Here is a 13,427-nt window from a genome sequence, read left to right on the forward strand (position 1 = left end):
ATATAGCGCAATCTTTTTTTATATGGATAGTCCCACCCGCTGAACCAGCTGTGAGCTCTGATCATTAAGTCCGGTAATGGTGACTTTTTTGCCACGCTCGGCGTATTTGCTCATCGTCTTCGCTATGGCATGAACTGCGGATTGGTCCCACACATGGGAGTGTGAAAAATCGATAATAATATGATCCGGATCGCTATCGTAGGCGAATTCATGAATGAAGTGGCTTGTCGTGCCGAAGAACAGCTGGCCGGTAACCGCATATGTTTTGGAAGAGGCAGCTTCCTGAACTGTTAGGCGGATCGAAGCTATTTTCCAAGCAAACGTTAAAGCACTTAGCAGAACCCCAAATAAAACGCCAATAGAAAGATTGTCTGTAGCCACCACGGTGACCACCGTCACAATCATAACCAACGCATCGCTAAGCGGAACACGGGTTAGAGATTTAAGCGAGCCCCATTCAAAGGTGCTGATACAGACCATTATCATTACGCCAACGAGCGCGCCCATCGGAATCTGCTTAACCACATCGCCAAGTACGATAATTAGGAACAATAAAAAGATCCCTGATACAAACGTGGACAGACGCGTGCGTCCTCCTGACTTCATGTTAACCATTGACTGGCCAATCATCGCACAGCCTGCCATCCCTCTGAAAAAACCAGTGACTACATTCGCCAGCCCCTGTCCCTTCGCCTCTCTGTTCTTATCACTACCTGTGCCCGTAATATCGTCTATTAAGGTGGCAGTCATCAGTGATTCCAATAATCCAACTACGGCCAGCGAGAGTGAATATGGCAAAATAATAAGCAGCGTATCCAGCGTGAACGGGATCTGCGGTAAATGGAATAGTGGCAAAGTTGCTGTAATATTCCCCATATCCCCTACGGTTCTTACGTCCAGATGAAGAGCGATGCTAAGAATAGAAACGATAACAATCGCTACAAGCGCTGAGGGTACGGCTTTGGTAAACCGAGGAACCGTATAGATAATAAGCAATGTCAGAGCTACCAGTCCATACATCACCCAGCCTTGTCCCTTAAAATGGGTAAGCTGCGCCATGAAAATCAGTATCGCCAGCGCGTTGACAAACCCCGTCATGACCGGCTGTGGCAAAAACGTGATAAACCGCCCCAGCTTTAGCATCCCCATCAATATCTGAAACACACCAGCCAGTACAGTTGCCGCGAACAGATACTCTATTCCGTGCTCTAGTACGAGACTTCCGACTAATAGGGCCATAGCCCCTGTAGCCGCCGAGATCATTCCGGGTCTGCCTCCGGCAAGTGCGGTTACAATTGCAATACAGAAAGAGGCATATAAACCAACCATCGGACTTACTCCCGCCAAGATCGAAAAAGCGATCGCTTCAGGAATCAGTGCAACGGCTACGGTCATCCCCGATAAAATATCGGTTCGAGTGTTAGAAAACCACCCATTATTTAAGGTAAGCTGCTTCAAAATCTAATTTCCTCCTGTGACTAATAAGGTATATAGGCCTTTTCCAAAAAGACCCGGGGCCGGTGCAACGCTAATGTTCCTTATTGTACTCGACCCGCCTTCACCTTCACAAAAAGATTAGATAGACTTGTAAGCGCTTATTCACCTCATTTTCTAGCCAATCCTTGAATTATCATTCAAATTCTATATTTCTAGATTACCGGTATAGTCCGGAAGCTTTCACTTCATTAAAGAAGTTGTTGAACTCATCAATATTCAGCTGCTGCGCAGCATCGGACAACGCAGTTGCAGGATCAGGATGAACCTCGACCATAATACCATCGGCTCCGGCTGCGAGTGCGGCTTTTGCACAAGGGATAAGAATATCTTTGCGTCCTGTGGAGTGAGTAACATCGACCAATACTGGCAGATGGCATTCCTGCTTAAGAATAGGCACTGCTGAGATATCGAGCGTGTTGCGGGTCGCTTTTTCATACGTACGAATTCCGCGTTCAATCAACATGATTTGTGTATTACCACGAGACATGATGTATTCCGCTGCATGTATGAATTCATCAAGCGTAGCAGCCAATCCGCGTTTCAGCAGCACAGGCTTATTGACTTCTCCGACCGCTTTAAGCAGCTCGAAATTATGCATGTTCCGTGCACCGATCTGGATGATATCTACATAATCTAAGGACTCTTCAATATGTCTTGGATCTACAATTTCACTGATGGTCAGCAGACCATAATCATTTGCTGCTTCACGTAATATTCTTAGGCCGTCCATACCTAGACCTTGGAAATCATAAGGAGAAGTCCGCGGCTTGAAGGCACCTCCACGCATAACACGTACACCAGCTTTTTGCAGGGCTGCAGCTACGGTGCGGGTCTGTAGTTCACTTTCCACAGAGCAAGGACCAGCTACCATCAGTGAAGAAGGACCGCCAACAGTAACATCTCCCGGCAGAACAATCACAGTGTCTTCTTTGTGACTCTTACGCGCTACTAGTAAAGTTTTTTTATGTTCATCGGATTGTAAGTCCAGAGATGCTGAAAAAATTTGTTTGAAGAGGCTGCGGATGGTTCCGTTAGTGAAAGGTCCTTTGTTGCTCGCTACGAGCTGATCCAGCATTTTCTTTTCACGTTCTGGATCGAATTTAGGCACACCTTGCTTTTCTTTAACTACTCCAATCTCCTGCACAATTTTAGCCCGCTCGGAGATCAGCTCCAGCAATTGCCCATTAATTTCATCCAGACGACCTCTAAGAACATCCAATTCTACGTTACTCATTACCCTTCCACTCCCTCTTCTTATTTATAATTTGAAACGCAAAAAGGCCCCCCGTCGCAAGGGACGAGGAGCCGTGGTACCACCCTTATTTAGAATTAACCCTTAAACTAGCACAAAGGAATAGAAAATCGGATTCCCTCGACTAAAGATTAACTCTATCTTAAACCCGGTAACGCGGGGCGCGGGCCTCCCTACTCATACCTGTCACGACCTGTGACAAACTACTTCAGGGGCCGACTCGGAAGTGAACTTCGGCATTAATCGTCTCATGAGGGTGCTCTCAGTCTCCGGCACACCTTCCCTGTTAAGATCCGCTATAATGCTTACTCTCTTCGTCATAGTCTTATTTATGTCAGCGCGTCTTTTGCGCTGGTTTCTGCTATCTTAATCAAAAAATGTTTCCGATGCAAGATAATAATGGAACGCTGAGTAGCTTTAACGCAATAAAATCACATGAGATACAATTATTCTTATAACAACTCGCTAGAATAGGCTTTGAAGTATGAAATAACCCATACCCATACTATTCTGCCACTGATTAAAAGGTTCCAATCCCTTTCTATGTATGAAGTTGACAGCGATATTTTGATTGTTTACAATTAAATCATTGAAAATATTTCCTGTTCTTATTCACTGGCAGCTTTAGCGTTGACAATACATAACTGAAGGGATGTAGCAGCATGAGCATTTATCCATATACAGCACGCAGTATTCGAGGAAAAGAGATCGAACTAGAGGAATACAAAGGTAAAGTACTTTTGATTGTGAATACAGCAAGTAAGTGTGGGTTTACCCACCAATACTCCGACCTGCAAAAGCTCTATGAGCGATACGAAGATCGTGGCTTCCAAATTCTCGGTTTCCCTTCCAATCAGTTTGGGGAACAGGAACCTGGCAGCAATGAAGAAGTGAATGTATTTTGCCAAATCAATTACGGCGTTACGTTCCCTCTCTTTGAGAAAGTTGAAGTAAAGGGCGAAAATAAACATCCCCTCTTCACTCACCTTACTGAGCAGGCTGGATTTGAAGGCTTCGACATGAACCATTCTTCAGGAAAGCTGCTTCAAAGCATGCTTGAGAGCAAAGATCCGGAAGCACTGAACAATGACGAAATCAAATGGAACTTTACTAAATTTCTAATTGATCGCGAAGGCAATGTAATTACAAGATTCGAATCTACTGTGGATCCGCTGGATATTGAGCCAGCGATCGAAGCACTGCTATAGTTTTTTTTAGATATATACCGAACTAATGATATCAACTTAAAGCACAGTAGTCACTGCGGTGAATAATTGGACTTCCGGCCGCTGTTGTCCCCAGATTTCTTGATTGAAACCGCTCTTCGCGGTGGAAATCCCGGGACAAAGGCCTACATAGATTGAATTTCTATACAACAATAAGCCGCCCAGACTCCAACTCTGGGCGGCTTTTTCATGTACGGTACTGCTCAGTAAATACTTCAAAATAAGGGGTGGTATCCCTTTCAGCCATTGAGCCGTTAGCGCCCGGTCCCCAGCCGATCTCAGCCCGCCAGCTCCCTAGCAACCCTGTCTGGATTAACGCCTCCTCATTTACACCGATCAGCTGATCTGCCTGTGGCGCTACATAAAGTGCATCTACAGGGCAATAAGCTTCACACATAAAACAAGTCTGGCAATCTTCCTGACGCGCAATAACCGGAATCTTCCCCTGCATTTCGAATACGTTTGTGGGACATACTTTCGTGCACAGTTTACAACCCACGCAGCGTTCCATGCTGATTAGTTCGATCATATCGCCTGCCCCTCCTTTAGTAGATTCAGTTCATGAGCATGGGGCACAGCCTCGGTACCGATGCTTATTTGCTCTATACCGGATACAATCAGCCGGTGGGTTTGACGCGGATCAAGCTCCGGATATTCCGCGAGCTTTTGCAGGCCGCGCGTCTCCTTCCGGGCCAGCGCGGCGGTGTACATCCATCTGCCGACCGCGAGCATAGCCGCGGCTTCGCGTGCTTGCACGATGCCCTGTACGGTGGCGGGAACGCGCCCGTTCAACAAGGGCATCAAGGCATTCAGCCGCTTCAAGGCTGAAGAAATGCCCGGTTCGCTGCGGAAATAATTAATCTGCAGCGGTAAGATTTCACGCTGGATCGCCGCGACTAGCGGCTTCACCTCCAGCGTTTCCGAGGTGTCGGCGCCAGCCGCCAAACCGTAGCGTCCCGCTGCGGTCAGATTGCGGCTGTTCGCCTGTCCTCGGCAGGACCGCGCATGCTGCGCGGCTCCCTGGCCTGCCCAGCTTCCGCTGCATATGGCCCAGGAAGCGTTATAAGCCCCGCCGCCGGAGATGGCGCCGGTCACTTTCTCGCGAGATGCGGCATCTCCGGCCGCATAGAGTCCGGGCACGGTCGTCCGGCAGTCCGTGCCCGTAAGGCGCAGACCCCCAGTGCCGCGCATGGTTCCCTCATAGCGCAGGGTGAGCGGGAATTTCTGCTTAAACGCATCAATTCCCGCCCGCTCCAGCGGCATAAAGAAAATCGGATGCGCTTTTCGCAGAAAATCCTGTTTCTCCGCTGTATCTGCCAGATCGAGCGAAGCATAAACCGGCCCCTTGAGCATCATTTCAGGGATGCTGCCAAAGGTCCGATCCCCTTTATGCAGCGGATGACCGTCCGCATCATAAAGCGTTGCCCAAGCTAGCATACGGCCACGTGTTACAGTTCCATCTGCAAAGCTCGGAGCGTATTGGCGGCTGAATTCCATGCCTGACAAATCGGCTCCCACCTCAGCGGACATCAACAGCCCTTCTCCTGTCAGTACATTGCAGCCAAGACCTTTGCTGAGAAAAGCACAGCCTCCGGTTGCCATCACAACGGCATTGGCCTTCACTTCCCAAGACTCCCCTGTCAGACGGTTAATCCCACGTGCCCCGCCAACCCCATGTTCATCATGAAGAAGCTCTAGCGCTGGCGACTGATCGAGGATCGTGACCCCCGCTTTGCGGACAACTCTTCGCATAATCCGCATGTACTCTGGTCCGTGCAGATGTGTGCGCAGTGAGTTTCCTACCTCATCCTTCGGAAAAGGATAACCCCACTGCTCGACTAGAGCCAGATTCTGCTCTACCTGATCCAGCACTCGGTGAATCCAAGCATTCTCCGACAGATATCCACCAGATTTTAGTCTGGATTGAACCGCCTGCTCACGCAGCTCGGCAATTGGAGGGATAACGAGCAGCGTTGTACCGCCCGGAGCAGTGGCGCCGCTTGTGCCCAAGTAGCCCTTATCGGCCAAGACTACTTTTGCGCCTTGCGATGCTGCACTCCATGCCGCCCAAGCTCCTGCGGGTCCTCCGCCAAGCACGAGCACATCCACTGTCATTTCCTTCTTAAGCTGCGACATATCTTTTCCTCCCAAGCATTTGCGCTTTCCAAGCAATTGTTACTTCAGCTGCCAATCGCTAATATTGAAGTCTTTTTTCGCTAATTTTTCTTCGACAAGGAAGTTCTTGGTACCCTCCAGCAGCTTGGTTCCTTCGTCAGTGAACGCGGTATCTTTGATATCACTGATTGGATTTACTTGCTTCGCCAGCTCTGGCGTTGTATCTCCGATTTCGGCCAAAAATTGATAATATTCATCCTCGTGTTGTTTCAAATCCGCCAAGGCTTTCTCACGGGCTTCGTTCCACGCCTTGGGAAAGTCAGGGAATTTCGCCAGATAGTCCTCGGATACGACAGTTGCACTAGTGCCGAGCAAGTTCGGATGCTTCGAGGCATCGTCTAAGTGAGTGTAACCTTGGTCAATTAACTTCAGCGCAGGTACACCCAAATTAGTCGTAGCATCTACATCTCCACGGGCCAAAGCTGCGGTAGCATCCGGAATGAGCATATGCACGAGTTTATAGTCAGTTACGCCTTCCTCCTGAAGTAATCCAACCACATAGCGGTGCATGAAAGAGCCTTTTTGAATGGCAATAGTCTTCCCTTGCAGATCCTTCACCGTCTTTGGTCCATCCTTCTTACCGATTAGATAACCGATAGTGTTGGCTGAGGATTGTGAAATCAGACGTGTCTTGGCGCCAGAAGCATAAGCAATAATAGCAGGTGTATCCCCAAGGCTGCCGATATCTAATCGACCACTAATTAAGGATTCTGTCTGATCAGGACCGTTTGGAAAGCCCGTAAGCTTCACTTCAGTAATGCCATATTTCTTCAACTCTTCTTGAATGATCCCTTTATAAAAGCCCCAGCCCTCCGCGCCACCTGGCACATTCAGCTTATTAGAGCCTATAAAACCAAAGTTCAGTACCGCTGGAACGTTACTTTCGGCTTTGCCTCCAGATTTCTCTGTACTAGAGCCGCCGGATGCAGATGCTCCATTTCCTCCAGCGTTATTTCCGCAAGCCTGAAGAACCAGCATAACCATCATAATCGTAGTTAAAAGTGCAAATCGTATCCTTTTAGAACGTTTCCCTTGAATCTCTCTGTACGCTGGTTTCATTTCTTTCTCCCCCTAGATTTATGTTATTTATCTTAATCTTAATCAAGGTCAGAACCCTGCCCTCGACGCCAATTTGTACATAAAGTCATGACTTGCTACCGGTTGTCTGCCTTTGCCCCAGCCTACCTTTTCACGATAACCACCAAGTAATCCCTGCTCCTCTAGCCCTGCCTCTGTCACCCCAATCACTTTCTCTGAATCTGGCGCAACGTAGAGAGCATCCACAGGACAATACAGCTCACACATAAAGCAAGTCTGGCAATCGCTCTGCCGGGCAATAACAGGAATGCCATCCTCTACCCGTTCGAAGACATTGGTAGGTCGGGCAGACCGATACACATTGGTTGCACTCTACACATCTGGCAGCGCTGATCACCTCAATCATGATAGAACACCCTCCTTGGCCACGGCTTCTGTCTTCACCCATACCTGATCCAATCCACCGCTAATCAAGCGATGATGCTGTTCTTGATCCGTTCCCTTAAAATCTTCACGCTTATGCATGCCCCTCGTCTCCGTACGGGCAAGCGCGGAATTGTACATCCAGCGGGCGGTTGCAGTCATGGCTTCTGCTTCACGCGCTTTAACCCCTTCAGGTGTACGCTGAATCTCACGGCTACGCTGTTCTTTCCACAATTCATCCAGACGACCTAATGAAGAGGTCAGCCCTTTATCCGTACGGAATAAATTAATGTCATACGGCTTCACTTCAGCCTGCACAGCAGACACAACCTCTGACGTATGAGCTGATACTCCAGGCTTCACTTCTTGATGAACCAGTGGAGAAGATGATAAGCCGACTGGATTACGGTACGCTGCATTCGAGCCAAGGCTCTGCGCATAGACAGCAGCCCCTTCTCCTGCAAAACTGCCGGATGACATAGCCCAAGCCGCATTATGGCTGCCACCACCAGTAAATCCCCCGCAAATTAGCTCACGGGTAGCTGCATCTCCTGCCGCATAAAGTCCGGGAACACCTGTGCCACAGCTTTCGTCCGTGATATGAATACCACCCGTCCCACGAACCGTTCCTTCGAGACGAAGCGTAACCGGAAAAGCATCCTTGAAAGGATCGATCCCTTGTCGATCAAAGGGCAAGAAAAAATTCGTCTGCGCCACCCGCAGCAGCGGTCTTAAATCCTCGGGCGCTCCATCCAGCTTGGCATACACCTGATTGCCTGCTAGCAGATTCCGAGCGATAACTGAACGCCCTTTCTTGGAACCCGCCCCTTCCACAATGCTTCCATCCTCATAATAAAAGCTGGCATAGTTGTAATATGCTGTCTTGGTTACAGAGGAGAACGTAGGGCAGATAGCATAGGCATTGGAGAATTCCATGCCGGACAAGTTCGCCCCAGCCTCAGCTGCAAATAGATAGCCATCACCAGTAAGCACGTTGCAACCAAGCGCCTTACTTAGGAAGGCACAACCCCCAGTAGCAATAACGACTGCCCCTGCTTGAACTGTCCAGGTCTCACCACTCTGGGTATGGACTCCAGCCGCTCCAGCTACGCCATGCTCATCCGCAAGGAGCTCCATGGCTGGGCTATGATCTAAAATTTTAACGCCCGCCTTTTTCACTAGCTTACGCATTAATTTCATATATTCCGGTCCCTGAAGACTCTTGCGATACTGGTTACCCTGCTCATCTACAGGGAATGGATATCCTGAAACGCCAAGTTTGTTCATATTGGCATAGGTACGGTCTAGCACTCGGTCCATCCAGCGGGATTCAGCCAACTGACCGCCCAATGTATAACGACTTGCTTTGGCCTCCTCCCGGAGCTTCTCATCCGGCTTCACATACCAGACTCCTGTTCCTGAGGGGGCCGTTGCACCGCTCGAACCGCAGTAGCCTTTATCTGCGAGGATAACTTTCGCCCCCTTCGCTGAGGCCGTAAGGGCTGCCCATGTTCCTGCCGGTCCTCCACCTATAACAAGCACATCCGCCACCAAATTCAACGATCCTTTTTGTATCGATCCACTCATAGCTCAAGACCTCCTCAAATGATTTACCCTTCGTAACTATCGCGCCAGAACAGGCACTTGCGTTCAATGATTCGGAACAAAGAATCGATTAGCTTCCCGACAATAGCAAAGATAATAATGCCTACAAACACAACCTCTGTATTAGAGTTCTGCTTCGCCTCATTGATCAGGAATCCAATGCCGGATTGTGATCCAATGAGTTCAGCTACAACAAGACCGATCCATGCTACAGCCAATGACAGCCGCAATCCTAACAAAATCCCGGGTAATGCTGCCGGCAATATCAGCCTGCGCAGCTTTTGGTAAGGACTAAAGCCTAACACCCGGGACACCTCAAACAGCTTATTGTCCACATTGCGGATGCCCATAAACGTATTAATATAGAGTGGAAAGAATGACCCTGTCAGAATGATCACTACTTTGGACATCTCCCCAAATCCGAACCACAAAATAATCAGCGGTGCTATAGCTAGATGAGGAACAAGCCTAAGGACCTGTACACTAGGATCGAGCACATATTCCACACTGCGAAACAAGCCAGTCAGTACTCCGAATAAAAGGCCTAGAACACCTCCGATAAGAAATCCAACTCCCGCCCTCCCCATACTGACACCTAGATGATGAGTTAACTCTCCAGTCACCAATAGGCCTGTAAAAGCTCTGGCGATCGACAATGGAGTCGGCAGAAACTGCGCGGAGATCAGTCCGGTGCTTCCTGCCAGCTGCCAAAGTACTATTGTAATCACCGGAATGATAGCGCCCGTTCCCCAATCTGACAGTAGAGATTTCCATGCTATAGGTACCGCGGATTTCTCCAATTTCTTAGTCGATAAAGGAGCAATATCACTGCTATCTAGCGATTCTCTTGCTCTTGTAGTGTTATTCAAAATAGCTTCTGCTCCATCACTCATGGCGCATCCCCCTTTCGTTTCTTGCGCGTTTTCTGTTTATCCGCGATAGCTGTCCTGCCATCTCAGCAGCCGACGTTCAATGTAGCGAACAATAGAATCACTCACCAGTCCTGCAATGGCAAAAATAATAATTCCCACGAACACCACAGGTGTATCCGCGAATTGACGCGCGTCCGACATCATATACCCAATGCCTGAAGTGGAAGCAATCAGCTCTGCGACTACCAGACCTAACCAAGAGAGCCCCAAGGAAAGGCGCACTCCGAGAATAATATTCGGCAATGCCGCTGGAAGTACAAGTCTTACAACCTGTTTTAACCGGCTGAATCCAAGCACTCGAGATACTTCGAACAGCTTGTTATCCACGCCGCGAATGCCCATGAACGTATTAATATAAAGCGGAAAAAATGCTCCTTTAGCAATCAACAACACTTTAGACTCCTCACCGATCCCGAACCATAAAATGAATAGCGGCACTACCGCCAAGCTTGGTATCATGCGAATCATTTGCAGGGATGGATCTAGCAATTTCTCTGATCTGCGGAACAGACCTACGAGAATGCCTAATAGCAGACCAAGTCCACCACCGAGCAGGAATCCGGAAAGGGCTCTGACCAAGCTGATCCTAAAGTTCGGCCATAAATCCCCTGAAGCAGCCAGAGTTACAAATGATTCAGCAATGGTATACGGCGTCGGGAACAGCATCTCTGAGATCATTCCATAGTGTCCAAGGGTCTGCCACAGAATCAGCACGGTGCCCGGCAGCAGAAGGCCCAGTCCCAATGTTGTTACCTTTCCGGGGCGTCCGGAAGTTCTTACGGCTATAGCCCGGTTTGACATGCTCTGCACCCACCTTTTTTTAGCTTTACAATCTCTTTAAATAACAAAAAGAGACCCTCGAATATTGAACACTTTCGGAGGTCTCCATTGGTATGGTCGACATATTTATATTCCTGCCCCGTCAATAAGCTCAAGCTCATCGACTTTTTCAAAATAATTCAGCACCTTCAGGCGTAACTCTTGAAAAGAAGACGTTGTTTTTTTACGTGGATACGGCAAATCAACCGGGACAATCTTACGTATTTTCCCGGGGCGAGGTTCTAGAATCACTACCCGATTACCTAGAAATACAGCCTCATCAATATCATGCGTTACAAAAATCATGGTTGTTTTGTTGGCCCGCCAAATGTCCAGTAACACCGTCTGCATATGCGCTCTAGTGAACGCATCCAGTGCACCAAACGGTTCATCCAGCAGCAGGATTTTGGGATTTCGCAGTAGCGCACGGGCTATCGCCACCCGTTGGGCCATCCCTCCCGATAACTCCCGGGGATAGGATTTCTCAAACCCATTTAACTTGACGAGATCAATCAACTCATCGACCTTACGTCTAATTTCTTTGTTGCCTAGCGGCAAATCAGAAGCAATATTCTTCTCTACGGTGAGCCAAGGAAAGAGACGATGCTCTTGAAAAATAAATCCCTTATCGATTCCGGGACCCCCAATCTCCGTCCCTCCTAAGGTAACCCTCCCCGTATATCCACTGTCCAAACCGGCCACGATGCGCAGCAGCGTGCTTTTGCCACAGCCACTGGGCCCGATGACCGTAATGAATTCACCCTCTTGCACATGGAGATCAACATTATACAGTGCCTGAACATGACCTCCGGTCGACTCAAAACGTTTATTTAGATTTGAAATCGACAGCAACGCTTCTCCCATCGTGACCCCTCCTTCAATTCTGTATACAAAAAAACAGAGGTATTGCGCTTTTACATTCGCAATACCTCTGTAGGAACAGTCGGTAATTTTTATTCAAAGTAAATCAATTGGAATTATAATATTTAAAATATCATCCATTTGAAAAGCTGTCAACAATAAAACTTTTTTCAGACACACTTGTTTACATCAGATACCTTAAATATAAATATATGCTTGAGATCACAATGGACAGCAGCATTAAAGGGAAACCCACCTTCAAATACTTCATGAATGTAATCGGATAGCCCTCTTTTCCAGCTAGACCAGCAACGATCAGATTAGCACTGGCACCGATCAATGTACCATTGCCACCCAAGCAGGCACCCAAGGCTAGACTCCACCAGAGGGGCTCCAGATTGGTGATCCCCATCTGCCCCATCTCCTGTATCAAAGGAATCATCGTTGCTACAAAAGGAATATTATCAAGAAACGCAGAAGCAATTGCACTGACCCATAAGATCATCATCGAGCTCATGAGCACATCCCCACCCGTTAAATCAATCGCTTTGGCAGCCAGCTCCGCGATGACACCTGTCTCGACGAGTCCTGATACCAAAACAAACAGTCCGATAAAAAAGAAGATCGTAATCCATTCCACGCTGTGAAAAGCTTTTTCCAGCATGTGTTCTCCTCCGGTTAATAAGAGCAGTAAAAAAGCCCCCGCTAAGGCAACCGTCGCTGACTCCAAATGTAACGCCTGATGTAAAAAGAAGCCCGTAATCGTAATTCCAAGTACGATCAAACATTTTCGCAACAGCTTATGATCTGTAATCATTGCCTTCTCATCCATGTTCATGATACTTTGCTGCAATTCCGGAGTGGATTTAATTTGCTTACCAAACATCAGTAGTAAAAGCGGGATATACGCTAACATAATGATGATAATCACAGGTGTTAGATTGCTGATAAAGGACATAAAAGTCAGCTCTTTCACAGCACTTCCGATCATAATATTCGGTGGATCTCCGATCAATGTTGCCGTCCCACCGACATTCGATGCAATAATTTGTGACATCAAAAAAGGCAGCGGATTTATGCGCAGTTGCCTTGTAATACTGAAGGTAACAGGCACCATAAGTAGCACTGTTGTAACATTATCCAAGAAAGCAGAAGCCACAGCAGTAACAACAAACAAAGCAATCAGGATTCTTCTCGGCTTCCCTTTCGCCAGCTTTGCTGATTTCACTGCCGCATATTTAAAAAGTCCTGTCTCTGCAGTAATCCCTACAATCATCATCATGCCTACAAGTAATCCGATGGTATTAAAATCAATATGATGCAGTGCCGTCTCCTGATCCACAATGCCCATCGCTACCATAACAATAGCGCCTAACATCGCTAAGATTGTACGGTGAATTTTCTCAGAAATAATCAGTCCATAAATCAGTAGAAAAATACCTATCGCCCAAATCGCTTGCTGTTCCATGATATCCCCCGGTCCTTCTCTTTAATTTCGTTAATGTATAACCTACTCATTATATAACCTATTTATCATAAAATAGATTTGTATTTTTCGCACTGGAATTGTGGATTAATCCATAAAAAACGACTCTGCCG

The 13,427-nt window shown here is 47.7% G+C and carries 11 protein-coding genes and 1 pseudogene; 1 reads left to right on the top strand and 11 read right to left on the bottom strand.

The window, feature by feature from the left end:
- Nucleotides 1-18: 18 nt before the first annotated feature.
- The gene (locus NST34_RS28185; protein WP_445667702.1) at nt 19-1,461 is read right to left on the bottom strand and encodes a SulP family inorganic anion transporter; all 1,443 of its coding nucleotides are present in this window, start codon (nt 1,459-1,461) and stop codon (nt 19-21) included.
- Nucleotides 1,462-1,654: 193 nt separating this feature from the next.
- A complete protein-coding gene (locus NST34_RS28190) occupies nt 1,655-2,731 on the bottom strand; it encodes a bifunctional 3-deoxy-7-phosphoheptulonate synthase/chorismate mutase (RefSeq protein ID WP_076285501.1) in 1,077 nt (358 codons plus the stop codon).
- Between the two features lie 680 nt (nt 2,732-3,411).
- Here NST34_RS28190 and NST34_RS28195 point away from each other — a divergent pair.
- Entirely contained in the window at nt 3,412-3,957 is a 546-nt protein-coding gene (locus tag NST34_RS28195; RefSeq protein ID WP_042191922.1) for a glutathione peroxidase, read from the top strand.
- A gap of 205 nt (nt 3,958-4,162) precedes the next feature.
- Here the strand turns inward: NST34_RS28195 and NST34_RS28200 are convergent, their stop codons facing one another.
- From NST34_RS28200 to NST34_RS28240, 9 genes and pseudogenes are all read right to left on the bottom strand, one after another.
- The gene (locus NST34_RS28200) at nt 4,163-4,504 is read right to left on the bottom strand and encodes a 4Fe-4S binding protein (protein ID WP_042191924.1); all 342 of its coding nucleotides are present in this window, start codon (nt 4,502-4,504) and stop codon (nt 4,163-4,165) included.
- Nucleotides 4,501-6,111: an FAD-binding protein gene (locus NST34_RS28205; protein ID WP_341129199.1), complete on the bottom strand. Its 1,611-nt coding sequence runs from the start codon at nt 6,109-6,111 to the stop codon at nt 4,501-4,503. The genes NST34_RS28200 and NST34_RS28205 overlap by 4 nt, the downstream gene beginning before the upstream one ends.
- Nucleotides 6,112-6,150: 39 nt before the next feature.
- A complete protein-coding gene (locus NST34_RS28210) occupies nt 6,151-7,209 on the bottom strand; it encodes an ABC transporter substrate-binding protein (protein WP_339243516.1) in 1,059 nt (352 codons plus the stop codon).
- A gap of 48 nt (nt 7,210-7,257) precedes the next feature.
- Nucleotides 7,258-7,594: pseudogene (locus tag NST34_RS28215) on the bottom strand (4Fe-4S dicluster domain-containing protein).
- The gene (locus tag NST34_RS28220) at nt 7,591-9,198 is read right to left on the bottom strand and encodes an FAD-binding protein (protein WP_341129200.1); all 1,608 of its coding nucleotides are present in this window, start codon (nt 9,196-9,198) and stop codon (nt 7,591-7,593) included. Before NST34_RS28220 ends, NST34_RS28215 begins: the two are co-directional and overlap by 4 nt.
- A gap of 23 nt (nt 9,199-9,221) precedes the next feature.
- Nucleotides 9,222-10,109, bottom strand: a complete 888-nt coding sequence (locus NST34_RS28225) for an ABC transporter permease (RefSeq protein ID WP_341129201.1) — start codon at nt 10,107-10,109, stop codon at nt 9,222-9,224.
- A gap of 36 nt (nt 10,110-10,145) precedes the next feature.
- The gene (locus NST34_RS28230) at nt 10,146-10,949 is read right to left on the bottom strand and encodes an ABC transporter permease (RefSeq protein ID WP_076285507.1); all 804 of its coding nucleotides are present in this window, start codon (nt 10,947-10,949) and stop codon (nt 10,146-10,148) included.
- A 105-nt stretch (nt 10,950-11,054) separates the two neighbouring features.
- Entirely contained in the window at nt 11,055-11,831 is a 777-nt protein-coding gene (locus NST34_RS28235; protein WP_341129202.1) for an ABC transporter ATP-binding protein, read from the bottom strand.
- Nucleotides 11,832-12,012: 181 nt separating this feature from the next.
- Nucleotides 12,013-13,296, bottom strand: a complete 1,284-nt coding sequence (locus NST34_RS28240) for an ArsB/NhaD family transporter (RefSeq protein WP_339798682.1) — start codon at nt 13,294-13,296, stop codon at nt 12,013-12,015.
- Between the last annotated feature and the right edge of the window lie 131 nt (nt 13,297-13,427).

The organism is Paenibacillus sp. FSL H7-0714 (assembly GCF_038003765.1).
Classification (GTDB): Bacteria; Bacillota; Bacilli; order Paenibacillales; family Paenibacillaceae; genus Paenibacillus_AQ.